Source organism: Bradyrhizobium sp. AZCC 2289 (assembly GCF_036924615.1).
Taxonomy (GTDB): domain Bacteria; phylum Pseudomonadota; class Alphaproteobacteria; order Rhizobiales; family Xanthobacteraceae; genus Bradyrhizobium.
Genome location: NZ_JAZHRY010000001.1, coordinates 9,694,784 through 9,718,283, shown reverse-complemented (window position 1 = coordinate 9,718,283; position 23,500 = coordinate 9,694,784). Strand labels below are relative to the sequence as shown.

The 23,500-nt window shown below is 60.8% G+C and carries 26 protein-coding genes and 1 pseudogene; 13 read left to right on the top strand and 14 right to left on the bottom strand.

The window, feature by feature from the left end; all coding sequences use genetic code 11:
- Positions 1–9: 9 nt before the first annotated feature.
- Entirely contained in the window at positions 10–1,659 is a 1,650-nt protein-coding gene (locus tag V1289_RS45685) for an acyl-CoA synthetase (RefSeq protein ID WP_334406092.1), read from the top strand.
- Between the two features lie 163 nt (positions 1,660–1,822).
- On the opposite strand, the gene V1289_RS45680 is transcribed toward V1289_RS45685, so the two are convergent.
- From V1289_RS45680 to tmk (V1289_RS45660), 5 genes are read right to left on the bottom strand one after another with little or no spacing between them, the layout of a single operon-like run.
- On the bottom strand, positions 1,823–2,629 hold the full coding sequence (locus V1289_RS45680; RefSeq protein ID WP_334406090.1) for an MBL fold metallo-hydrolase: 807 nt from the start codon (positions 2,627–2,629) through the stop codon (positions 1,823–1,825).
- A complete protein-coding gene (locus V1289_RS45675) occupies positions 2,626–3,417 on the bottom strand; it encodes a TatD family hydrolase (RefSeq protein ID WP_334407934.1) in 792 nt (263 codons plus the stop codon). Before V1289_RS45675 ends, V1289_RS45680 begins: the two co-directional genes overlap by 4 nt.
- Positions 3,418–3,431: 14 nt before the next feature.
- Complete coding sequence (gene metG, locus V1289_RS45670; protein WP_334406088.1) at positions 3,432–5,456, bottom strand: methionine--tRNA ligase; 2,025 nt, start codon at positions 5,454–5,456, stop codon at positions 3,432–3,434.
- A 57-nt stretch (positions 5,457–5,513) separates the two neighbouring features.
- Positions 5,514–6,554, bottom strand: coding sequence for a DNA polymerase III subunit delta' (locus V1289_RS45665; RefSeq protein WP_334406086.1), 1,041 nt, complete (start codon positions 6,552–6,554; stop codon positions 5,514–5,516).
- Complete coding sequence (tmk, locus tag V1289_RS45660; protein ID WP_334406085.1) at positions 6,551–7,243, bottom strand: dTMP kinase; 693 nt, start codon at positions 7,241–7,243, stop codon at positions 6,551–6,553. The genes V1289_RS45665 and tmk (V1289_RS45660) overlap by 4 nt, the downstream gene beginning before the upstream one ends.
- Positions 7,244–7,339: 96 nt before the next feature.
- Here tmk (V1289_RS45660) and V1289_RS45655 point away from each other — a divergent pair, with 96 nt between their 5' ends.
- Entirely contained in the window at positions 7,340–8,401 is a 1,062-nt protein-coding gene (locus tag V1289_RS45655) for a hypothetical protein (RefSeq protein ID WP_334406083.1), read from the top strand.
- Here V1289_RS45655 and tmk (V1289_RS45650) read toward each other — a convergent pair.
- Together tmk (V1289_RS45650) and V1289_RS45645 are read right to left on the bottom strand one after the other, a co-directional pair.
- Positions 8,349–9,020 (bottom strand): dTMP kinase, encoded by a 672-nt coding sequence (tmk, locus tag V1289_RS45650; protein WP_334406081.1) that lies wholly within the window; start codon positions 9,018–9,020, stop codon positions 8,349–8,351. The genes V1289_RS45655 and tmk (V1289_RS45650) overlap by 53 nt on opposite strands.
- 149 nt (positions 9,021–9,169) lie before the next feature.
- Positions 9,170–10,429, bottom strand: a complete 1,260-nt coding sequence (locus V1289_RS45645) for a D-alanyl-D-alanine carboxypeptidase family protein (RefSeq protein WP_334406079.1) — start codon at positions 10,427–10,429, stop codon at positions 9,170–9,172.
- A 165-nt stretch (positions 10,430–10,594) separates the two neighbouring features.
- Here V1289_RS45645 and V1289_RS45640 point away from each other — a divergent pair, with 165 nt between their 5' ends.
- Positions 10,595–11,536, top strand: a complete 942-nt coding sequence (locus tag V1289_RS45640; RefSeq protein ID WP_334406077.1) for an alpha/beta fold hydrolase — start codon at positions 10,595–10,597, stop codon at positions 11,534–11,536.
- Here V1289_RS45640 and V1289_RS45635 read toward each other — a convergent pair.
- A complete protein-coding gene (locus V1289_RS45635) occupies positions 11,530–12,450 on the bottom strand; it encodes a septal ring lytic transglycosylase RlpA family protein (protein ID WP_334406075.1) in 921 nt (306 codons plus the stop codon). The two genes, V1289_RS45640 and V1289_RS45635, sit on opposite strands and share 7 nt — an antisense overlap.
- Before the next feature lie 817 nt (positions 12,451–13,267).
- Between V1289_RS45635 and V1289_RS45630 the strand changes: the two genes are divergently transcribed.
- The 6 genes from V1289_RS45630 (at position 13,268) to V1289_RS45605 (ending at position 17,013) form a co-directional block, all read left to right on the top strand.
- Positions 13,268–13,687: a PEGA domain-containing protein gene (locus V1289_RS45630; RefSeq protein ID WP_442896149.1), complete on the top strand. Its 420-nt coding sequence runs from the start codon at positions 13,268–13,270 to the stop codon at positions 13,685–13,687.
- Positions 13,688–14,251: 564 nt separating this feature from the next.
- Positions 14,252–14,491: a DUF2493 domain-containing protein gene (locus tag V1289_RS45625; protein WP_334406073.1), complete on the top strand. Its 240-nt coding sequence runs from the start codon at positions 14,252–14,254 to the stop codon at positions 14,489–14,491.
- Between the two features lie 111 nt (positions 14,492–14,602).
- Positions 14,603–14,854, top strand: coding sequence for a hypothetical protein (locus V1289_RS45620; protein ID WP_334406071.1), 252 nt, complete (start codon positions 14,603–14,605; stop codon positions 14,852–14,854).
- Positions 14,855–15,017: 163 nt separating this feature from the next.
- Positions 15,018–15,380, top strand: coding sequence for a hypothetical protein (locus V1289_RS45615; protein ID WP_334406070.1), 363 nt, complete (start codon positions 15,018–15,020; stop codon positions 15,378–15,380).
- 94 nt (positions 15,381–15,474) lie between these two features.
- Positions 15,475–15,735, top strand: coding sequence for a hypothetical protein (locus V1289_RS45610; RefSeq protein ID WP_334406069.1), 261 nt, complete (start codon positions 15,475–15,477; stop codon positions 15,733–15,735).
- A gap of 984 nt (positions 15,736–16,719) precedes the next feature.
- Positions 16,720–17,013 (top strand): hypothetical protein, encoded by a 294-nt coding sequence (locus V1289_RS45605; RefSeq protein WP_334406068.1) that lies wholly within the window; start codon positions 16,720–16,722, stop codon positions 17,011–17,013.
- Positions 17,014–17,069: 56 nt separating this feature from the next.
- Here V1289_RS45605 and V1289_RS45600 read toward each other — a convergent pair whose 3' ends face one another.
- Together V1289_RS45600 and V1289_RS45595 are read right to left on the bottom strand one after the other, a co-directional pair.
- Complete coding sequence (locus V1289_RS45600) at positions 17,070–17,258, bottom strand: hypothetical protein (RefSeq protein ID WP_334406067.1); 189 nt, start codon at positions 17,256–17,258, stop codon at positions 17,070–17,072.
- A gap of 585 nt (positions 17,259–17,843) precedes the next feature.
- Entirely contained in the window at positions 17,844–18,071 is a 228-nt protein-coding gene (locus V1289_RS45595) for a hypothetical protein (protein ID WP_334406066.1), read from the bottom strand.
- Between V1289_RS45595 and V1289_RS45590 the strand changes: the two are divergent.
- Positions 18,046–18,339, top strand: a pseudogene (locus V1289_RS45590) (ATP dependent DNA ligase); the annotation flags it as partial. The gene V1289_RS45595 and the pseudogene V1289_RS45590 sit on opposite strands and share 26 nt — an antisense overlap.
- Before the next feature lie 88 nt (positions 18,340–18,427).
- Here V1289_RS45590 and V1289_RS45585 read toward each other — a convergent pair.
- The 3 genes from V1289_RS45585 to V1289_RS45575 form a co-directional block, all read right to left on the bottom strand.
- On the bottom strand, positions 18,428–18,595 hold the full coding sequence (locus V1289_RS45585) for a hypothetical protein (RefSeq protein WP_334406065.1): 168 nt from the start codon (positions 18,593–18,595) through the stop codon (positions 18,428–18,430).
- A 357-nt stretch (positions 18,596–18,952) separates the two neighbouring features.
- Positions 18,953–19,333, bottom strand: coding sequence for a hypothetical protein (locus tag V1289_RS45580; protein ID WP_334406064.1), 381 nt, complete (start codon positions 19,331–19,333; stop codon positions 18,953–18,955).
- A gap of 204 nt (positions 19,334–19,537) precedes the next feature.
- On the bottom strand, positions 19,538–19,765 hold the full coding sequence (locus tag V1289_RS45575) for a hypothetical protein (protein ID WP_334406063.1): 228 nt from the start codon (positions 19,763–19,765) through the stop codon (positions 19,538–19,540).
- Between the two features lie 410 nt (positions 19,766–20,175).
- Here V1289_RS45575 and V1289_RS45570 point away from each other — a divergent pair, with 410 nt between their 5' ends.
- Positions 20,176–20,619 (top strand): hypothetical protein, encoded by a 444-nt coding sequence (locus tag V1289_RS45570; protein ID WP_334406062.1) that lies wholly within the window; start codon positions 20,176–20,178, stop codon positions 20,617–20,619.
- A gap of 124 nt (positions 20,620–20,743) precedes the next feature.
- The gene (locus V1289_RS45565) at positions 20,744–21,154 is read left to right on the top strand and encodes a hypothetical protein (protein WP_334406061.1); all 411 of its coding nucleotides are present in this window, start codon (positions 20,744–20,746) and stop codon (positions 21,152–21,154) included.
- A gap of 659 nt (positions 21,155–21,813) precedes the next feature.
- Here the strand turns inward: V1289_RS45565 and V1289_RS45560 are convergent.
- Positions 21,814–22,023: a PRC-barrel domain-containing protein gene (locus tag V1289_RS45560; protein ID WP_334406060.1), complete on the bottom strand. Its 210-nt coding sequence runs from the start codon at positions 22,021–22,023 to the stop codon at positions 21,814–21,816.
- Between the two features lie 659 nt (positions 22,024–22,682).
- Between V1289_RS45560 and V1289_RS45555 the strand changes: the two genes are divergently transcribed.
- A complete protein-coding gene (locus V1289_RS45555; RefSeq protein WP_334406059.1) occupies positions 22,683–22,985 on the top strand; it encodes a hypothetical protein in 303 nt (100 codons plus the stop codon).
- Positions 22,986–23,500: the final 515 nt, after the last annotated feature.

Sequence of the window (23,500 nt, the reverse complement as noted above, 5' to 3'; positions counted from 1 at the left end):
ACAAAGCCGATGAGCGCAGCCCAAAACCAATACAGCATCGGACTGGACAAGACGCCGGCAAACTATGTGCCGCTGACGCCGCTAAGCTTCCTGGCGCGCTCGGCCGCGGTCTATCCCGATCACGTCAGCACGGTCTATGAAGGCCGCAGTTTTACCTGGTCGGAAACCTACGCGCGCTGCCGGCGCTTTGCATCGTATCTCGCCGGCCGCGGCATCGGTCATGGCGACACCGTGGCGGCGATGCTGCCGAACATCCCTGCGATGAACGAGTTGCACTTTGCGGTGCCGATGGCCGGCGCCGTGCTGAACGCGCTCAACATCCGGCTCGACGCGCCCTCGATTGCGTTCCAGCTCGATCATGGCGGCGCCAGGATCATTCTGGTCGATCCGGAATTCGCGAGCGTGATTGCGGAAGCGCTGACGCTGGTGAAGGGTCCAAAGCCCTTTGTGATCGACGTCGACGATGCCTCCTATGTCGGCGGCAAACGGATCGGCGAACTCGAATACGAGGCGGCGGTATCGCAAGGCGATCCGGGTTTCGTCGCAAAACTTCCGGACGACGAATGGGACGCGATTGCACTGAGCTACACCTCGGGCACCACGGGCAACCCCAAGGGCGTGGTGACCCATCACCGCGGTGCCTATCTCAACGCTGTCAGCAACATCCTGGCAGGCAATCTCGGCCAGCATCCGGTCTATCTCTGGACGCTGCCGATGTTCCACTGCAACGGCTGGTGCTTTCCCTGGACCATCGCTGCCGCCGCCGGTGTTAACGTCTGCCTGCGCAAGGTCGATCCCGCCAAGATCTTCGAACTGATCCCGAAGCACGGCGTCACCCACATGTGCGGCGCGCCTATCGTCTACAACACGCTGATCAACGCGCCCGGCGCACCGGAGGGCGGCGTCGCGCGGCCGGTGGTCGGGCTGATCGCCGGCGCCGCACCACCTGTCGCCGTGCTCGAAGGGGCCGAGCGCATCGGCGTCAAGCTGACGCATGTCTACGGTCTCACCGAAGTCTATGGCCCCGCCTCCGTCTGCGCCGAACAGCCGGGCTGGGACGACCTGGCGGCGGACCAGCGCGCTCAGCTCAAGCGGCGGCAGGGTGTGTCCTACCCGCTGCAGGAAGGCGTCACCGTGCTCGATCCCGAAACCATGCGCGAGGTGCCGCGTGACGGCGAGACCATTGGCGAAGTGATGTTCCGCGGCAATATCGTGATGAAGGGCTATTTGAAGAACGAGAAGGCCACGCGCGAAGCTTTTGCCGGTGGCTGGTTCCACACCGGCGATCTCGGCGTGCTCGACGAGCACGGCTATGTCATCATCAAGGATCGCTCCAAGGACATCATCATCTCCGGCGGCGAGAACATCTCCTCCGTCGAGGTCGAGGATATCCTCTACAAGCACCCCGCGGTCCTGTTCGCGGCCGTGGTCGCAAAACCCGACCCGAAATGGGGCGAAGTGCCCTGCGCCTTCGTCGAGCTGAAGGACGGCGCTCGCGCGACCGAAGCCGAGATCATCGCCTTCTGCCGCAGCCACATGTCCGGCTTCAAGACGCCGAAGGCGGTCGTATTCGGATCGATCCCGAAGACGTCGACGGGAAAAATTCAAAAATTCATGCTGCGCAGTCAGGTGGATTCGGCGAAGGCGATTTCGGCTTAGTCCGCGCGTCGTCCCGGCGAAAGCCGGAACCCATAACCACAAGTGTTTGTGGTTTTGGAAGCGCATCGAACAGCTCTTTCGAAAACGAGAGATCAGGCGGTATGGGTCCCGGCTCCTGATGCGCAATTGCGCATATGGGCCGGGACGACGCGTTGAGAGAGTCTCAGCCCGCCCCGTCCAGCGTCAGCCGCATGCCGTCATAGGCCGGCACTACCCCGGCCGGCAGGCTTTGGCGCAGCACCTCGTAATCGAGGTCGGAGTGCATGTTGGTGATGACGGCACGCTTCGGCTTGAAGCGGTCGATCCATGACAGCGCGTCGCTGACGCTGAAATGGCTGGGATGCCCGGCATAGCGCAGCCCGTCGACGATCCAGAGATCGAGGTTTTCGAGGTGCGGCCAGCTCGCTTCGGGAATGTCGTGGAGATCGGGCGTATAGGCGGCATCGCCGATCCGATAGCCGAGCGCCGGGATGTTGCCGTGCTGAACCAGAAACGCCGACAAGGTGAGCGGACCGCCCTTGCCTTCGATGGCGCGGTTCTCGCCGGCCTCGATCGCGTGACGGTTCAGGATCGGCGGATAGTCGCTGCCCTCGGGCGCGATGAAGCAGTAGGAAAACCGCGCCATGATGTCTTTGGCGGTCGACTGATTGAAATAGACCGGAATGCGGCGGCGCTGATGCAGCACGACCGAACGGAGATCATCGATGCCGTGGGTCTGGTCGGCATGCTCGTGGGTCAGAAATACCGCGTCGATGTGATCGACATGGGTATCGATCAACTGCTCGCGCAGGTCCGGCGAAGTATCGATCACGACCCGCGTGGTGCCATGCTCCGACGTCCGCTCGGCGAGCAGCGAACAACGGCGGCGCCGGTTTTTCGGATTGTTGGGATCGCAGGCGCCCCAGCCGAGCGCCGGACGCGGTACACCGGCCGAAGAACCACAGCCGAGGATCGTCAGCGTCAGCGTCATGCCACAGCCTTCGGCGCGGGCACTTTTGAGAACAGCCGGAAGAAGTTTTCGCTGGTCTGCCGTGAAATCTCCTCCAGCGAGACGCCGCGCGTTTCCGCCAGCACTTTTGCGACTTCCACCACGTAAGACGGCTCGTTGCGCTTGCCGCGGAACTTTCCGGGCGCCAGATACGGCGAGTCGGTCTCGACCATGATGCGGTCAGCCGGAAGCTCGGCCGCGAGCGCCCGCAGGCTCTCGGATTTCTTGAACGTCAGAATGCCCGTGAATGAAATCGAGAGCCCCAGCGAGATCGCTTTCATCGCCAGGTCTCGCCCGCCGGTGTAGCAATGCAGCACGGCCTTGAACGGCCCCTTGCCGATCTCGTCTTCGAGGATGCGGCCGCAATCCGCATCGGCGTCGCGGGTGTGGATCACCAGCGGCAGGCCGGTCGCGCGGGCGGCGGCGATATGGGCGCGAAAGCCGCGCTCCTGTGCGTCGCGCGAGCCGTGCTGATAGAAGTAATCCAGCCCCGCCTCGCCCAGCGCCACGACTTTTGGATGCCTTGTCAGCTCGATCAGCTCATCGGCGGGAATGCCGTCTTCCTCATCGGCCTGATGCGGATGGGTGCCGACCGAGCAATAGACGTTGGGAAACCGTTCGGCGATATCAAGCAGCGCGGCGAGCCGTTTCACCCGGGTCGAGATCGTGACGATGCGCCCGATGCCGGCGGTCTCGGCGCGCGCGACGATGGCGTCGAGATCCTCGGCAAAATCGGGAAAGTCGAGATGGCAGTGACTGTCGACCAGCATGGCGTCCGAACCGCTCAATCCGCTTTGGGTTCGACATAGCGCGGGAATACGCCGACCGGCGCCGGCAAGGCCGTCCCCGCTGCAATGCGCGTTGCGCCGCCGAGGGCGGCGAAGTTGCGCGCGTCGTGGGGAACCCCGAGACTGTCCAGCAACTTCGCGGATGCTTCCGGCATCGCCGCCTGCGCCAGGATCGCGATCTGGCGCACGACTTCGGCGGTGACGTACAGCACCGTTTTCTGCCGCGCCGGATCGGTCTTCGCCAGCGCCCACGGCGCTTCGCCCGCGAAATAGCGGTTGGCTTCCGCCACCACGGCCCAGACCGCGTTCAGCCATTGATGGATCTGCTGCGTCGCCATTGCGGTCCGCGATAACTCCAGCATGCCATCGGCCTGCGCCAGGATCGCCTTGTCGTTGTCGCTGAATTCGCCCGGCTCCGGCAGGATGCCGCCGAGCTGCTTCGCGATCATCGACAGCGAGCGCTGCGCCAGATTGCCGAGATCGTTGGCGAGATCGGCATTGATGCGCGCGACGATGGCTTCGTGGTTGTAATTGCCGTCCTGCCCGAACGGCACCTCGCGCAGGAAGAAATAGCGCATCTGGTCGACGCCGTATTGATCGGCGAGATTGAAGGGATCGACGACATTGCCGACCGACTTCGACATCTTCTCGCCCCTGTTGAACAGGAATCCGTGCGCATAGACCCGCTTCTGCACCGGAATCCCGGCCGACATCAGGAACGCCGGCCAGTACACCGCGTGGAAGCGGATGATGTCCTTGCCGATGATGTGCACGTCGGCCGGCCAGTAGCGCCAGGTCTCGCTGGTCTCGTCGGGAAAGCCGACGCCGGTGATGTAGTTGGTCAGCGCGTCGACCCAGACATACATCACGTGTTCGGGGTCGGTCGGCACCTTGACGCCCCAATCGAACGTGGTGCGCGAGATCGACAGGTCCCTCAAGCCCCCCTTCACGAAGCTGATCACTTCGTTGCGGCGTGAATCCGGTCCGATGAAATCGGGCTGGTTCTCGTACAGCGCCAGCAATCGGTCCTGATAGGCCGACAGCTTGAAGAAGTAGCTCTTCTCCTCGACCCACTCCACCGGCGAGCCCTGCGGGCCGCGGCGCACATTGTCTTCGCCGACAACGGTCTCCTCTTCGGCGTAGTAGGCTTCATCGCGCACCGAATACCAGCCGGAATAGGTGTCGATATAGATGTCGCCGTTCTGCTGCATGCGATTCCAGACCACCTGGACCGAGCGATGATGCTCGGGCTCGGTGGTGCGGATGAAGCGGTCGAACGAAACGTTCAGACGCTCGTCCATCTGCTTGAATCGCAGCGCATTGCGGGTCGCAACTTCCATCGTCGGCAGCTTTTCAGCTTCCGCGGTCTGGACCATTTTCAGGCCGTGCTCGTCGGTCCCGGTCAGGAAAAACACGTCCTTGCCATTGAGCCTTTGGAAGCGCGCCAGCGCATCGGTCGCGATCGCTTCATAGGCGTGGCCGATATGCGGCACGCCGTTCGGATAGGCGATCGCGGTGGTGATGTAGAAGATGTTGCTACGCTCGACCGCAGGCCGCGCGTCATGTTCGCGTTCTTTCTCAGCCGCTTCCTTTTCAGTAGCTTTCTTCTTGCGTTCGCGTTCTTTCTCAGCCGCTACCTTCTCAGCAGCCTTCTTCTTGCGTTCGCGCTCTTTCTCTGCAGCTGCCTTCTCAGCAGCTTTCTTCTTGCGTTCGCGTTCTTTCTCAGCCGCTACCTTCTCAGCAGCCTTCTTCTTGCGTTTGCGTTCTTTCTCTGCAGCTGCCTTCTCGACAGCTTTCTTCTTGCGTTCGCGTTCTTTCTCTGCGGCGGCCTTCTTCTTACGTTTGCGTTCTTTCTCTGCAGCTGCCTTCTCAGCAGCTTTCTTCTTGCGTTCGCGTTCCTTCTCTGCCGCGGCCTTCGCGGCGGCCGCGCTTTTCTTCGCGCGCTTTTTCGGCGCGGCCTTGGCGGCGCGCTGCGATACCTTCTTCGCTTTCTTCTTGGAAGGTTTTTTCTTAGCAGCCACCACGAATTCCTTTAGTGTTCAAAACGAGATTGTCGGGATTGATGTCAGGCGGAGCGCCTACCGCGTTGCTTCCGCGAGCATCGAGAATACCGAGAAAACCAGCGGTTTCCGTTCCAGATTGTACGATTCGGTATCGCGGGCGGCGCGGATGATCTTTTCCCATACCTCCGCCAGCCGTGCAAGGCGCGGCAGATTCGCGTTGGCGTCGTCGACGCGCAGCTTTTCGCCGATCCAGCGGTCGATCCCGTCGATGAAAGCCGCCAGCGCGACCCGGTCGCTGGTGCCGAGCGCATCGCCCAGCGCATGCAGTTCGCGCGGATCGACCCGCGGCAGCGTCGCCAGCATCGCCGCGGTCCGCTGCTGCAGTTTCAGCGCATCGCCGCCGAGCAGGTTGAGCGCGCGCCCGACGCTTCCGTCCGCTGCCGCAGCCGCCTCGGCAAGGGCGGGATCATCGGCTGCGATTTCCGTGGCGCCCGCGGCCGCACGCATGACGTCGCTGGTAGCGAGCGGCCGCAGCGGCAGCTTGCGGCAGCGCGACAGGATAGTGGGCAGCGCCCGTGCGGGGGCATGACTGACCAACAGGAACAGCGATCGCTGCGGCGGTTCTTCGAGAACCTTCAGCAACGCATTTGCCGCGTTCGGATTGAGTTCATCGACGGTGTCGACGATGCAGACCCGCCAGCCGTCCTCGGCCGCGGTCGAGCCGAAGAACGAAATCGTCTCCCGCGTCTCGTCGACGGTGATGACGGTGCGCAACACGCCGCGGTCGTTGAGACCGCGTTCGAGCACCAGCAGCCCGCCATGGGCGCCGGCCGTGACCTGGCGCGCCACCGGGTCGGATGGATCGACCGCGAGCGATTCGGCCCGTTGAACCGACGGCGCCAGCGGATCGCGATGGCTGAGCACGAACCGCGCCATACGGTAGGCCAGCGTCGCCTTGCCGATCCCCTGCGCGCCCCCGATCAGCCAGGCATGCGGAATCCGGCCGCTGCGATAGGCACTGAGCAACGCCGTCTCCGCCTTGCGATGCCCGAACAGGTCGGGCGTTTCGCGGGGGTGACGGACCGCGGTCTCCTGTTCGGTCTTGCGGGCGCTCATGCGGAACTGGCCGCGTTGGGGATGGCGAACAGATGATCGCGCAAGGCGCTCCAGACCTGGGCAGCGACCGCGTCAGCACCGGCATTGGCATCGATCAGCACGCAGCGCTGCGGGTCTTCGGCGGCAATCTGCCGGTAGGCGTCGCGCAGATCCTGATGGAACTTGATGTCTTCCGCCTCGAACCGGTCCGGCGCTCCGCTGCCGCGCCGGGCGGCGGCCCGCTGCAGCCCGATTTCGACGGGGACGTCGAGGATGATGGTGAGATCCGGCTTGAGGTCGCCGATGGTGACCCGCTGCATGGCGTTGAGCACGCCGGGCGCGACCTGCCCCAGGCTGCCCTGATAGGCCCGCGTCGAGTCGAAGAACCGGTCGCACAGCACCCAGATTCCCTGCGTGAGTGCGGGTTCAATCACCGTGCGCACATGGTCGTCGCGCGCGGCGGCAAACAGCAGCGTCTCCGCGTCGGGTCCCAGCAGCTTGCCCATCCCGGACAATACGAGATAGCGCATGATTTCGGCGCCGGGCGATCCGCCGGGTTCGCGGGTCACGATGGTTCGGAGCTTAGCGACGTGGAGCCGTTCGGCAAGCTTCTTGATCTGAGTCGACTTGCCAGTTCCAGTTCCTCCCTCGAACGTCAAGAACTTGCCCTTCATGCTGGTGCGCTGGGTTCTTGCATTGGTCTCACCCATCGAACAATCCAGTCTCTACCCATCTAGAAATTGACAAATTCGGCAAAGACGTCTCAATGCGTGTATTAGCCAATCCGATTTTCGCGAGGTACCTATATGCTGCGTAGTGGCCAACAAGTATCAGAGCTTCAACAATATATGGGGCAGATATACGGTGCCGCCAACAGCGAGTTCAGTGTTGAAGCTATTTTGGCACGTTTGCTCGAAGCGGTTTCAGAGGCAACCTCGCCTTTTGATTTGGCCGATAGCCACGCAACCTTTGTGAAGGCATTATCCTGGTATTTCGCGTTTTGTAACCGGATTCCGATCGACGTTCAAACTTGCACAATTAAGCGCTATCCTAAGTTGTGTCCTTTATGCTTGTCCGAAACCTGCGTTTGTGAACGAACGTCCCGCCTGCCTGCCCGAGCCAGTTATTTGGCAGGAAATCGTGAAGACACGCTAGAGGAAAGAGCCAGTCGAATCTTGCAGGGCAACAAACTCTCGCGAAAGAAGGCCGTTTCATTCGATCTGAATTGGTTTTCAGGAACTCTTTCGGAAATCTATCCCGTCAATCGAGCGCGCTGGCGTGTCAATCGGTTTTACTTTCCAGCCAAAGTTCTGAGAGAGACCGGAAAATTAGCTAACGGCTTTAGGAAATGGCGAAATGCGGGTAGTTCAGAAATCGCCGAACAAGCCACGCGACTGCTGGAGAAAGATGCCGCAGACTTTTTTGCTTGGCTGATAGGTTACTGGAGCTTAGTGGCGTCCGAAATCCGAGACGACGATCTTCAAAGCAAATTTGTTGAACGGTATGAATCGGGGTGCCCATACTGCCACGAAGTGCCATGTGGGTGCGACCGCAAGAAGCGCCTAGGAAATCGTGCAGAATTCGTTTCATTCAACTTGATAAACCAATCCCCTGATCTCGCTGAGGAACTCGAACGAAGGTTAGAGGAGATCAGAAAATCACTTGAACCCAACGCAGAACTTCTAAAAGAGTTCGAACCGGAGCTAAAGAGCAAGCTCTCCGTTGTTGAGGCCAAGCGAACTTTGTGGAAAATCGCCGAGAGAGTAGAGCAGTTGGACAAAATGTCGGGAAACGGCGAGAATATCGCAAGGAGGATTAGTACGGCGATAGAGTGGATCGACCGGACGTTTTCCTTCTTTCAAGGTTGAAGTGAGAAACAAGCTTGTTAGAAATATTGCTGGCGACGGTGCCAATTTCCTCTGTTCCATCGATAACCACGCATCGATCTGGTTGGGCGCTTGCGATTTTAAGGAATCCCTGTCGTGCGCGTTCGTGAAATTCGTCCATCAGTCGCTCGTAACGGTCCTCGGTTCCTCCACGCTTAAGTGCGCGCGCGATACCAACCTTGGTTGGCGCATCTAGTATAAACGTTATTTCAGGCTCAAGATTTCCGTTTACGCGCTTGTTCAATGCATTCAAAAACTTTCGATCTATCCCGTGCCCGTAACCTTGATAAGCGAGCGTCGAGTCATAAAAGCGGTCGCAAACAACCCAAATGCCGGTCTCTAAGGCTGGGATTACCGTCCGAACTACGTGATCTCGTCGGGCAGCGAACAACAGAAGCGCTTCCGCCAGAGGATCCCATCTGTCCTCGGCGCCTGTGACTAGTAGCTGCCGTATTTGGTCGGCACCATCAGAGCCCCCAGGCTCTCTGGTTAGGATTGCCTCAACTTCAAATGACCGAAGCAATTCAATAATACGGCGACACTGGGTGGATTTCCCCACGCCTTCTCCACCTTCCACAGTAATGAAGTGACCGCGTAACACTGAATCTATTTCTCCTATAGGGGCGATGCTACATGATAATTTCTGCGACGGCGCAGACCTAAACTCTTACCCACTGAAAGAATTAGGTGACGCTCGTTTGTGCAGGATCCCGCCTCCGGAAGTCCGCTTGACCGCTGCCTCGGCCATGGTCAGAGCTTCTCTGCGCTCGCGCGAAACATGCCGATGACGAGTTCGCTGGCTCCATCGATCGCGCGGCGCATCGTCGAACCTGTAGCGACCGCTTCCGCCGCGTAAACCGGCGCTTCCATGGCAACATTGGCGCCGCGCCATACCCGCACCAAGCCGACCTGCTGGCCGGACTGGACCGGTGCACGCACCGGCCCGCTGTAGACGATGCGGGCGATCAATTTCTCATTGCCGTTCTTTGGAACCATCACCTTGATCGGCTCGGGGCTGGCGAGCTTCACCGAGCGGCTATCGCCGCCGAACACCTTGGCGTAGCCGATCTGCTGGTTTGCCGCGAACAATGTCCGCGTCTCGAAACTGTGAAAACCCCATTCCAGCATCTTCTTGGCTTCGGTGGCGCGGTCTTCGGGATCCTCGAGGCCGTTGACCACGACGATCAGCCGGGTGTCGTTCTGGACCGCCGAGCCAACCATGCCGTAGCCGCCTTCCTTGGTGTAGCCGGTCTTCAGCCCGTCGGCGCCGGTGAGCGAGTTCAACAGCGGATTGCGGTTCTGCTGTCGGATCTTGTTCCAGGTGAACTCCTTCTCGCCGAACAGTTTGTAGAACTCGGGGTAGGTCTGGATGACATAACGCGCGAGTTTTGAGAGTTCCCGGACCGTCATCTTGTTGGCGGGATCGGGCAGTCCGTTGGAATTGCCGAAAGTCGACTTGGTCATGCCAAGTTCGCGGGCGCGCTTGGTCATGAAGTCGGTCGCAAAGGTGCGCTCGTTGCCGGCGATGCCCTCGGCGAGCGCGATGCAGGCGTCGTTGCCGCTCGGGATAATCGCGCCGTGCAGGAGATCGTCGACCGAAACCTTGCTGTTGATGGCCGCGAACATCGTCGAAGTGCCGGAGGGCGCGCCGCCCCGTCGCCATGCGTTTTCGCTGACCCGGTACTCGTCGGTGAGTTTGACGTCGCCTTTCTTGATGGCGTTGAACACCACCTCGGCCGTCATCAGCTTCATCATGCTGGAGGGCGCCCGCAGTTCATCGGCGTTCTTCTCGAACAGCACGCTGCCGCTGGACGCCTCGATCAGGATCGCGGTCGGCGCATCGCCGTCAAACCCGTTCTCATCCTTCTTGGCGCCCTGCACGCTGTTGTTGGCGGCGAAGACGATCCCGCCCCATCCGACGCCCAGCGCAACCACAGCCGCGATCAGGCTGCGCCAAGGTCGTCCGGCCGCGGCGCCAGATTTGCGGGAAGTTGCTGTCTCGGTTGCCATCGGCGATGTCCTGAATGGCAGGCGTTCTAACAGTTGGAAGTATCGCAAACAACTGAGGTTTTGGGACTTCCCCCGACCTGATCGGATTGCGGCGCGGGACAAAGGAACCTATCCTGCGCACCAAGCCGTTGCTCAACAAAATCCGGCAAACAAGGCGGAAACGCGATGCCCACCTCACGCACCCTCTCCGCCAACGGGATTGAGCTGTTCATCCTCGAACAAGGTGAGGGTCCGCTGGTGGTGCTTTGCCACGGCTGGCCCGAACTGTCCTATTCCTGGCGGCACCAGATCCCCGCCCTGGCCGAGGCCGGCTTCCATGTCGTGGCGCCCGACATGCGAGGGTTCGGCCGGACCAGCGCACCGGCCGATACCGGCGCCTACAGCATCTTTGACACGGTCGGCGACATGGTCGCGCTGGTCGCCGCCCTCGGCGAGAAACAGGCCGTCATCATCGGCCATGACTGGGGCGCGCCGGTTGCCTGGCACGCGGCGATGTTCAGGCCCGAGATATTCACCAAGGTGGCGGGCCTCAGCGTCCCGCCCCCTCTTCGTGGCCGCGGCCGGCCGCTCGATAGCCTGCGTGAAGGCGGCATTACCAATTTCTACTGGCAGTATTTCCAGGCGCCGGGTGTTGCCGAAGCCGAGTTCGAGCGCGATATCGCGCAGACCATGCGGATGGTTCTGGGGCGCGGCGTGTCCGATCCCAATTCGCTGTTCATCGACGAAGGCAAGGGATTCCTGGGCAATTTACGCGCCGACCTGCCCCTGCCGCATTGGCTTGATGAAACCGACATCGCCTATTTTGCCGAGGCCTACACAAAGTCCGGCTTTCGCGGCGGGCTCAACTGGTATCGCAACCTCGACCGCAACTGGGAGCTGACCGCGCCCTGGCAGGGCGCGCAGATCCATCAGCCCTCATTGTTCATTGCGGGATCGAAGGACTCCGTCGTCACTGGCCTGATCGGCGCCAAGCGTATCGGCGATATGGAACGGGTGCTGCCCAACCTGCGGCAAAAGCTGATCATTGAGGGCGCCGGTCACTGGGTCCAGCAGGAGCGCGCGGACGAGGTCAATGCCGCCCTGATCGCGTTTCTGAAAACTCAGTAGAGCCCGCGCCCGCTCAGCACTTCGGCGGGGCCGCGCGGATCGATCGGCATATAGCTCGGCCCGGCCGCATAGCGATCGTCGCTCTCGTAGGACACCGCGCGGCGATTCTCCGGCACCCGGCCGCGGGAGCGGCTGGAGGCCGACATTTCCGAGGTGGCATTGATCGAGGCGTAATCGGCCGAGGTATTGCCAAGGCTGTAGGGCCGCCCTTCCGGCATTGGAACCTCGCCCCGGATCCGGCCGGGGGATGACGAAAGTTCCGGCACGAACGGGCGGGCGGACGCGATTCGGACCGTGGACGGCGATGGCGCGGGAACGCCGGTGCGCAAGGTCGCAATCAACTGGCGATCGTCGGAGCCTTCGAGCGGAGCGCGACCGACATATTCGACGCGAACGCGGGCGACACCATTGCCTTTGAATTCAAGAAGTTCCGCGGCTTTGTTCGAGACATCTATGAGGCGATTGCCGTGGTAGGGTCCGCGGTCATTGACGCGGACGATCAGCGATTTGCCATTCCGGAGATTGGTGACGCGCGCGTAGCTCGGCATCGGCAGGGTTGGATGGGCGGCGGTCAGCGAGCCCATGTCGAACACTTCGCCATTGGCGGTCAGCCGGCCGTGGAAATCATCGCCGTACCAGGAGGCCATGCCCTCCTCGCGATACTCGGCATCTTCTTCGGGCACATAGACCCGTCCGCCGACAGTATAAGGCTTGCCGACCCGGTAGGTGCCGCCGCCCTTCGGCACGGGTTCCCCGAAGGCAACGACCCGGGGGCTACTGGAAACGCCGTATCTGGGATCAACGCGGCTGGCGAACTTGTTCGACGAGGCGCAGTTGGCGAGCACGAGGCAGGTTGCCACCGCGGCAGCGCCACGCGCTACCAGGACGATCGAATTTGGCCGTCGAATCCCCATCGCCCCAATTACCATTCCACTGGCCGCATGCCTACTCGGAGGCTTGAACAGCCATAAACCACGATGCGGCCCACCTCCGCACCAAGGCATGAAGATATCGCAACTGGAACACGGCGGAAATGGGGTCAGCCCCCGCGTGGTGAATCAATGGTTTCCGCGGCGGCCCGTGAAATTGCGACGCTGGAGCGCCGATCACGGGCAAATCGCGGCCGGATCACGCCTGCCCTGTCCCGCATTCAGACAACCTGTTGCAACAAATCATCACTCGGCCGGATCTTCGATCCGGACAAATGAATCTTTTTGACTGTGCAACGCGGCAGTCGTTTGGTGGGTGCCGGGGCGCAAAGGAAGTTTGCGATGATTGAGACGGTTACAGCGGTGATGGGCCTGGTGAGCGCCGGGATTTTTCTCGCTCATGCATTCGAAGGTTTTCGCTCAAGGGCTTGAGCCCTAGGCGGAGAGACGCGTCACCGCTGCCAATCGGCGATTCCGAAAGCTTTAATAAATTCGGACCAGAATCGACAGTGGCAGGTGTAACATGCGCAACCACGACATTGTCTCCGACGGTTTCCTCGCACTGACCACCGCGAGCCTCGTGCTTTTGTGCTCGAGCTTGATCGCTTTCGCGTTCAACTAGGCCGAAAGAGCGGGTGCCGGAACGCTGCCTCCACGCGCGTGCGTAAATTAACGATCTTGGATCGGTTGCTATTGATCTCACCCTCCGGTTGCGGTTGGATGCCGCCGGGCTTGGGGGAGATCAATCAATGCGTGTTTTGGGAGTCGTGGCGCTCGCCGGGCGTTGGGCGGCTGCGCGTCCGTGACACGCGGGACGACTGAAAATATCAGCATTTCATCGACGCCGCCAGGAGCCGAGGCCACCATCTCCGGCCTCGAGGTTCCGACCGCATGCATCACGCCCTGCGCCATTGTGGCCAAGCGCAGCGCCGACATCACCGTCAGTTTCGCCAAGGAAGGTTACGAGCCGGAAGTCGTCCCGTTGATAAAAGAGGTTCCGGCGACCGGCGCCGTCGGCTTCGCCGATAATGTCGGCTTCGCCGATAATATTGTCGCTGGCGGGCTCGTTGGGATGGGGGTCGACGCCGTCACCGGCGCGGCGCAGGACCACAAGCCGAATCCCGTTATCGTGACGCTCAAGCCGATCAGGCGGATGGTACCGCCCGACGCTGTCAAGCCGCACGGCAAATCCGCAAAACCCGCGCCCGAGACGGGTACCTGATTTCGAGCGATCGGCCTGCGAACTGGTTCGGCGTTTAGCTCCTGCCGAACCAGAGCAGATCGCATTCAGCGCCGGAATTTGCCGGACGCTGCGGCGGCTGGATCTCAGTAGCCGCAGTGCCTTATCGGCGACAGTTGCCCCTTTCGCGGCCCCGCCCGCTTTGCTAAGCCGCTGACTTCCAAAGACGGAAGGGTGGCCGAGTGGTTTAAGGCACCGGTCTTGAAATGCGTAAGGAAGTTTCCCGCTTTTTCCGGAAACTTCCTTTTGGCTCTAGTTTTTAAGGGCTTATGGCGCTGGCGGTCTCTCGCCATTATCAGACGTTCCCGCCGTTTCCATTATTTCCCATCGCGAGATGTGTCCAAAGATGTGTCCAAGATCGGACCGCTATCGCGAACGAAATACCGCAGCGCCCGCACGATCCCAGCATCCGCCCGCACCTCGCGCAATCAGGATCAAGGTCTTCGCCAGTCTGTCGTAAGCCACCCCGGCCCTAGCGGCTTCACTTCGGCCTGATCGGCGCAATGATCGGGGGGCATGCCACCCTCACCCGACGCGAGGCAAACCATGAAGGTTCTTGTTTGCGGCGGTCGCAAATACGATGACGCCGCCACGCTTGGCTCGCGGCTTGAGGAAATCCATCGAGATCGCCGCATTACAGTGATCATCGAAGGCGGCGCGACCGGTGCCGATGCCCTCGCCCGCAAGTTCGGAGAACGCAGGGGCATTCCGGTTCGGACGGTTCCGGCAGATTGGGGCACGCATGGCCCGCGCTGCTGGCCCTATCCGAAACCGCCAGATGCTTGACGAAGGAAAGCCCGATCTTGTTGTTGCCTTCCCCGGCGGCACAGCCACGGCCAACATGGTGAAGCAAGTCCGCGCGGCCGGGGTCGGGGCGTTGGAAGTCAGCTCGCCCTGATGCCCCATCCGACCAAGATCACCTTCGCCGAGACGCGCGCCGCTGGCGTCTCCGGCGTCCTGGTCTATTGCTCCGACCACCGCTGCAGTCATTGGACCCGGCTCAATGCCGACCAGTGGCCGGACGACCTCCGCCTTTCCGATGTGGAGCCCAAGTTCGTCTGCCAAGCCTGCGGCCATCGCGGCGCGGACGTTCGGCCGGATTGGCGATCACAGGCGCAGGCTTCGACCGGCCGAGCACTTCGGACCTGAACCGAAGCGGAAGCTGCCATCCTACCGGCATCAGCCCCCCCCAGTTGAATACCTTAACGGCAACTAGTAGCTTTAGGACGACGAGGTTGCACCGATTGGGGCCACCATGTTGAACCGCATGCCGACGCGCTGAAGAGCGTTGCCGTTACGCGAGGAGGATCACATGAAACCAGAACTGATCTCTGCATGTCAGATGTTCTTGGTCCCGTCGGCTATTATGTTTGCAGCGCTTGGCGTAGCGGGCAGTGAAGCACTTAAGTCACTCATTTGTGGTGCAGGCAGCTTCACGAGCCTCGTGTGGTTCTGGACGGTTAATCGTTGGAGCAGCCCTGATGTCCTTTTAGCTTGGCCGCAAGTCGACACAGCTCCTGTGTGGGTGCTTTCGCTTTTCTTTGCTCTGGCTTGGATCGGCTGTCTGATCGTTCATATACGGAACGGAAATAAGTACGGCTGGGAGAGGCAAAAGGATGTGCAGTGGACGTGGGCTGCACCGGCCCACGATTGGAAAGAGCCTAAAAAGCAATAGTCAGTCGTCCTTTCCTGCAGCAGGCGTGTCCGGCTCTTTCCCGTCAGTAGCTTCGGCACAGGAAGCAACGTCCTCATCGAGCTGAGATTGCAGCATGAAGTTCGTCGCCGACCGCCCCCTCGCCGATCCCGGCTTCGCCGCCCGCAAGCTCATGGAGCTGGCCAACGTTTTTGAGCCGGTGCAGGACGGCCGTATCCACATCGAGAAGATCAACCTGCCCTTCCTCCGGGAAGGCGGCAGCCCCGCCGAGTACAAAGCCGGCCTCGATCTCGCCATCGCCAAGGGCTGGCTGTGGCTGCATGAGTCCGGGACCTTCGTGCGGTTCACCCAGGCTGGCGCGGAGCTGTTCGCGTAGGATAGAGGCCGCCAACTGAGGCGGCCTCACAGATAATTTCTCTCCCCAATATAATGCGCTTCCATCGCTTCTCTAAAGTTGTCACTGGCTGAAATTATTTCAACGTTGCCAACCTCGTATGGCCCAGAGTCACCAAACCGATGCATCACGAACCCGCGTCGGCCACGGCCACGGCGTTCATACATGCCACTTTCTTTCCATATCGCCCACCATTGATCGAAAGTCAGGCGAAAGAGAATGCCCCTGCTCTTGGCGTTAGATTTCTGCTTCCGATATTGTTCTCGGGGTGATGACCACATGGCAATTGACCTCAGTTGAGCCGTCGTCATCCCACTGGAACTTTTTGGCTTTATCCGGGCTCGGTTCCAAAATAAGCCACTGCGGTTTTCAAATTAGGCCACTGAGGATCGAAACAGGCCAGTACCCGCGAGCAGGAACGTCGCCGGACTGGGCAGCCCGAGTACCACTGCCAGAGCGCACTCCCGAGGGAATAGCTCGCCGGAGATACGCAGTTTCCCAGAGTTGGCCGGACTGTCGCGAATCGGGCAGCCTCGGTTGAAATGCGTCGGGGCAGCGAAGTCTTCAAGGAACTGGGAAGGCTCGATTGGGCAGTCATAGCGACATGTCTGGCGGCCTCGATCTTTTTCGGAATTTACAGCGTCAAGCTCGCAATCGATTACCGGTCAAAGATTGACGCGCCGGAGGCGGCACAAAAGCCTCCCAAGGGTAGTTGACCCGCCGGCTCTCCCCTAGGCAATAACAGGCCTTTCCTGGTCCGTTTTTGTTGCGTGGGTGAATTATGAACGACGAATTTTTACGGGAACGCGCGCAAGCCGTGCGATCGATTGCCGAAAGGGCTGATCCCTTTACCAAGAAGCGATTGCTGGACCTAGCTGAACGGTACGAGGGCAACACCGGGCGGGCATCCCGTGCACCGGTCCGTTTGGCCGGGCTGCCGACCGTAGAACCGGCTGGCCGGGGCCAGTGAGACCGGACACCGGCTGGCAACGCTGGTTTGACGACCCGATCCCCCTGCCCGGCGGTGGCCAGCTCGTCACGCTCAAGGATGCCGCCAATTACATCTTGGCTTTGCCGGCGAAGACGTCCGCGCAAGAACACTGGCAACTCGCGATGCAGATGCTGATCGACGCCGCCGATCGCGGCGGCATCGTCATGCTGGCGCAGATCGCGATGATGCGGGCGTTGAACCACGGCAAGCCGGACCCTGCGAACACGCCGCGCAGCAAGCGGGCCAAGGCCTATCGGATCGTTCGATGATCGAGATCAACGCTTGGGAAAACGGGCGGCGTGAGGCCGCCCGCTCCTTTCGACTTTTACGCTGACTTGCTGAACCTTGCCTCGGCGACTTGCCTGCTGCCGACGTGGGTCTTTTCCTTCAACACATGATTGACGGCGCGAACGTTGATCACATACGCCGCCGCGATCTCGTGCTGATACTGGCCGCTGAAATGTCGCATCCAGACATCGATGGCCTGCTCGAAGGTAAATTGCGTAATACTCAAGTGTGGTCTCCGTTAGCAGGAGCCCATAGTGGATGACGTGCGAATCACCCATTGATCAGGGTGATTCTCGGTCGTACAATATTACTGTCCTCTTAGGCTCTCACAGGGTTAAAGGGACACGAAGGAGCCGAGCACCTGTGGAGGGAACGCTCGGCTTTTTCATGTTTGGTCCCCGGCGCAACTTGATCAAATTCCCCGGGGGGACCGCAAGGTGGCGCGGATGGGCCCCAAGCGCAAGGGATTGCGACGCCGTTCCCCACGTTATGCAAGGAGGAAAACCTTCTCCCGCCCCGCTCAACGGGCGGAAGAACAACGCCGCACAAGTCTGTTTGCGCTCAGTCGTCCATGCCTCCATGCCAGGAGCATGTGCCACGTCCTCTGCTGCGACTACTCCAGCCGTCGCGACAACGAGTGCAGCTTGCTGTCACTCCCCCAAATACCAAGACGAAGGCTGCAGCGATCCCAATGCCAATTGTCAACATGGTACACGGTGCTTTCCAGCCAGCCCCGGATGTAGCTTCGCTGATTCGGCTCCGATTGGTGTTCCGGTAATACTACGGTGTGCGCAAGCTCAGAGCATGTCGTTCAGGGAAAGATAAAAACATACCGTGCGGTTTTGCAGATGCCCGCATGCGTCACGATCTGTGCGACCGGCTTGGTCGACCCTTCGATCAGCGGCTCAAGCTCGCCATTCTTGAACCTCTCGACAACAGCGCCGGCCAGGATGCGCTCGGTCTCGCCGATCTCGGTCAGGTCATAACCCAGCTCGCGCAACGCTGCCGGCAACGCCGGGTTCGCGCTCGACGGCAGCAAATGGGATGGCATCTATGTCGGCCGCCGCAAGGGTAAGGACCTGGTCTACGCCGGCAAGGTCGACCACGGCTTCGACAAGATATCCGTCGCCGATCTGCGCAAGCGTCTGACGCCGCTGATCCGTAAGACCCAGCCCTTTGCGAAGAAGATCGCGCACAAGGCAATCTGGGTCGAGCCGGAGCTGCTGGCGGAGATCGAGTACCGTGCAAAGTCGGCCGAGGGGAAAGTCCGGCACCCGTTTTTCAAGGGACTGCGCGAGGACTTGTGACCGAGGCAGATCACCTCGCTCCGAAGGCCACAACGGGCTCGTATGGGCGGGCCAGTGCTGCGGGCATCGAACCGGCATGTCGTGTGTGTCACCCCGGTCGCATCATCAACAGGAACGGCGCATTGACTTTAACGTCGTCGACGCTCCGACCGACGAGGTTGTCCAGCTCCTCGCGTCTCAAAGTTTTTTGTTCGAGCAGCGCCGCCGCATGTCGTTCGATCAGCAACCGATGACGGCGCACGAGCATCCGCGTCATGGCGCGAGCTCCCGCCTTCGAGTTTCTCTGCCATTGGTTCGATCTGGTATCGGTCGTCACCGTCGCCCCCCTCCGTCGATTGGAGCAAGACGACCTCGGCCTCGGCACCGGCCATGAGGGCAATGATCCGTGCGTGCCAGACGGCGTCATCGATGAAGCGGACCTTGCCGCGCTTCTCCCATTCTCTGACGCATTGAAATGGATCTTCGGTGATGCTGTGGCCGGCGTGTCCCTCGTCAATGTCCCGTACAACGGATGCGCTGCCACAGGCGAGCGTAAGCACCCGCGCGATCACGGCATGACCGGCTTCGTGGGTTGCTGTGTGATCTGGATTGTTCAGTATCTCGCTGGCGTCGCTCACGACAGCACCCTCACCCCTTTCCCAAGCCGGTGTGCGACGTCGAACGCAACCACCTCGTGGGTCTCCGGATTGACCTCGATGTCGAAGTCGAAGTCCCACATGTCGAGATAGTCACCGTATGCACCGGAAAGAGCAGGGTCTGTTGATGGCGGCTTCAGCAATCCCCAACTCACGACCATCATCTCCACTTCCTTGGATCGTGTCGACCAACGGTGACCGTTTTTGCTGATCTGACCCAGCACTGAATGCCACAGATCAAGCGGGGTCACACCAAGGTCCTTCGCCATGGCGTTCGTTTCCACGTCGATGCGAGCGAGATCGTTGACGACAAGGTCCGCGTGGAACAGTTTCTTGCCGTTGAGCAGGACATTGATCATCGGGACGCTTCTCCCATTTGTTGACAGGAAGATGATCAGGTCGCGCAGGCTCAAAAGGAAGTCCGAAAATGAGACGTGATGCGAAATATATTTTCGATCTGGATGCTGGACTCAGCCGTCTACAACGACGGCGCGATGATCACCGTGCGTTGAAAATAATTCTCCGTTGCCGTAACAGTTTTAAGTGAGGATTTCCTCACACCTTCACGGTATCTCGAAGCCATACCGCTGCACCCAGACGATCCCGGCGTGCGTCACGCTGTGCGTTACCGGCCGGCTGCTGCCTTCCGTCACCCTCTCAAGCTCGCCATCGGCGCGGCGCGCAAACCGCTCGATGACTGCACCGGCCAGGATGCGTTCGCCCTCGCCGTCCGTGGTGACGTTGTAGCCGAACCGTTCCCGCAACTCCGCCGGCAAGGTCGAGCCAGGCAAGCATTCGATCGCCACTTCTCGCGCACCGGGTAGCGACTGTTACGAAGCCATTACGGGCCGTGACAAAGTCATTGATCGCGGCGAGGTCTTCCTTCCGCGCGGCGACACCGTCATTGCGCGGGGCAAGACGAAACTGGCGCATCCTGGTCTGGAAGTCCGTCATTGGCCTGCGGCCTCGTCGGCCGCCGACATTACCAGGTTGGCATACCCCCGCAGCCGTTCACGGAGCACGGCGCGCATCCGTGCGACGTCGGCCGGGTGGGCGTGCGTCCTGCAGGGCATTGGCAATGAGTGACAACGCCGTCACCGCCGGACGTGAAGCCTGGACGCGCCTTCTAGATCGCGAGCGTTCGACGTGGCAGGACTGGCTCGCGGTCGGCCGCGCTCTCCTCATCGGCCGCGCCGCCTGCTTGCAGATCGCGAAGACAAACAAGCCGGTCGGCACCCGCTACGACCGCGCCATAGGCGCATGGCTGGCGGAGAGCAAACTCGACGGGATCACCAACCAGGAGCGCTACCGCGCCCTACTCTGCTTGGAAAACCTGGGAACCGTCGAAGCCTGGCGAGCTGACCTCAACGATGCTCAGCGCCGCCAGCCGAATCATCCCAATGCTGTATGGTTCGCCTGGCGACGTTCCATGAAGGCGCGCGAGCCGAAGCCAGCGCGGGAGCCGGCCAAGGTCCAGGGCTCCAACCAAGCCCGAGCCGACTTTGAACAGGCGTGGCAAGTGTTTCTCGCCAACCGGACAGAGACCGATTTCCAGGCTTGGCGCGATCAGCGGGATTGGACGGCTCGAAAATATGCGATGTGGAAAGCCGGCGAGAAGCTGCCGTCGCAAAACCGAGTTCGCTGATGATGTGCCAGTGCGGCGAGACGTTCGACAGTCACGATCCTGATGGTAGCTTTATCCAACGTGGACACATCTATGCGGCCCAGGCCACTGATGGAATTCGGCGATGAGTTTTGGAGGGTGATCGATGATCAGCTTCGGCTTTACCGGCACTCGACAGGGTATGACTCCCGAACAGAAATCGGCGCTGCGAAATCTTCTCGACGGCGGTGCCGGCGAATTTCATCATCGCGATTGCATCGGAGCGGATTCAGAAGCTCATGACATCGCCGTCGAGTGCGGTTACGGGATCATCCTGCATCCGCCGACGAACTACTCTGAGCGAGCTTGGCGGGAAGTACGCCGGCACATGATGCGGCCCGAGAGGCCATATCTCGATCGTAACAAGGATATTGTGCGCGAGACCGCGTCGCTGATCGCCGCGCCGGCAGAGCCAGAAGAACAATTACGTTCTGGAACGTGGTCGACTGTTCGATTTGCGCGTAAGCAGGGAAAGCCGGTGTTTCTGATCTTGCCGGACGGAACTGTTAGAAGATGAGCATGGAATGCTCACTCTGCGATCATCGGGATTGGACTGCCGAGAAGCATCGCCGCTTTGGCAGATTGGGTACGCTTTGCACTCACCTGCTGATCTTCGGGACGGCGCTTCTCAATTATCTATCGCAATGATTATCGAGGCCACCTCAGTTGGCGGCCTCTTTCAACCGCGACCGTGCCGGGCCGCCCTCCTTAACTTGTTGGACACCATTGCTAGCGACGCTGCGATATTTGGGGGCCTCGTAAACTACGCGTCAGTTTCCTGTAAGGTGCAAGGCACATACTCCCCTGCGCACCTATTCTCAGTGGGGCGCACTAAGAGAGAAACCTCGCCGGGGACTGTCCTCTCTGGGCGGGGTTTTTTCTAATTGGTCGCCAATCGCCACCGCGCGGGCCTTGCTTCCCCAACTATCTGGACGCCCTTGCCTTCATGGTTCTCGAACGTAGCGGCCATGGGCGGGGCGCTCAGGGCGACAGCGGTTGGCTTCGCTTCGGCTCTCAGCCGGTCGCCAGCGCATCCGGTCAACACGAAGGCAAATAACAGGGCGATGATCCTCATTCGTGCAATCCCATTCTGTCAGGTTTCCAAACAGGGGATACGCCGCGAAGGGAATGCTATCACCGGAATTGGCGGCTGGAAATATGATCCGGGAAAACGGCCTACCCCTGTGTAAATTTGATGGTCGAGACGGGCCACTTGCCATCATGGCCCGTGATCGAAATTCGCAGACCGTGCACCTCGTCGAGCCAAACGTTCTCTACCGTACCGGCCTTGCCATCGGTGAGGATCACGGCCTTGCCGACAAGCTCAGACTGAGCCTCATCGAATGCACGGATGATCGTTAACGCATGGCGCTTCGCGGTTGGCATTGGTTGTATCCGAAACAGGCGCAGGCGTTTGGGGAGGGTGTCTAGGCGGAAAGCTGCGCCGGCTATGAGGCGAACGCTAGGGCCGTTTGCGACCTCATGCGGCCGGCGACTCGCTGTACCCGCGATCACCGAGCCCAGCGGGTAGGCAACCGGAGAAATAGCGCCCAGTTGCCCCTGTACTTGGCTGCTGGTCGCATGCTTTCAAACCCCGCCCATACGGTCCCGTAGCGGTCACAGACCCGCCATTCCCACTTGGTCGGCCTTAGCTCGGTAATCAACCCTTCCAACACGCCCCGACCGCATCCCCAGTTGCGCACCATCCAGATACGTGCCCTGCGCCGTCTGTTTCAAGCGGAAATGCGCGTGGTGGGGTCCGGAGGCGTCCCCGGATTCCAGACACAACCGGAACGCTCCGCCGCGAAGGTTCGCCGCTCGGATAATGCCATACCAACGGTATAACTCGGATTGTTCGGCGCATTGATTTCCATCAACGTCTCGGGCTGAGACCGGAAAGCACGACGCCGCCCAAGCGGAGTATTGTAGCCCGCGTGCCGCATACGTTACGCCGCGCTACTCCCGTCCTCCCTCGATTGGCCCGGTGGAACTCTCCGTGTCGGTGCCCGTTGCACCTCTAAATCAAGCCCAAGGAGGGTCTCCATATGATGAAGATCACTCTTGCCGTGGCGGCAGCCGCAGTGGTGCTGACGACTGCCCCGCTCGTCACTCCGGCCAAGGCCGAAGGCGTCAAGATGGCCCAAGTCGATATGCAGACCGGGCGGCACCTCGACGACCGCGACCCCGGCTACTATGGGGAACGTCGGGGGTATGATTCCAACGCCACTGTTGGCGTCGGTCGAGGCGGTGTCACCGTCGACCCACGACAGCGCTGCCGCATGGAGACTACCACGATTGAACGGGACGACGGCCGCAGGATCACGCGCCGTGAGCGCCGCTGCGACTAGACGGCGAGCAACAACGAAATATCGCCGATCCGCTGCCGCGCGGGGAGCCCCAACCCGGTGGAACCTGGTTTGCGTGTCGAACTGGGCCAGATGGTAGGCAGCCCTTTGGTGACGAGCAGTCACGGAGTTTTAGAGTCCCGGTTTAATAGGTCGGTGGTCGGTGCCAGTACAGGGTCCGTTTAGAAATCGGCCGCTCGATGTCGGCGGCGCAAGCCCGTCAGAGCCGGCTGATCGTGGTGTGCGACACAGCGAAGGTCCGCGCGATGGCCGTCAATGCCTCGCCTCGCGCCGTGCAATTGCCTCGCGCTGCTGATCGCTGGTAGCGCGTCGGCGGCCTGGCCTAAGCCTGCAACGACACGCTGTCGGAGGCGGCGATCACGGACATCATGGGTCCGAGGCTATCGGCTGCCCTTGCATCTTCGGCCGAAACATCTCGATCGTCCGGGCTACTTACTTCGTAGCTTGGTAGCTGCACCGTCGTCGCCGGCTGCTCCGTGATCGTGGCCTGGTTGCAG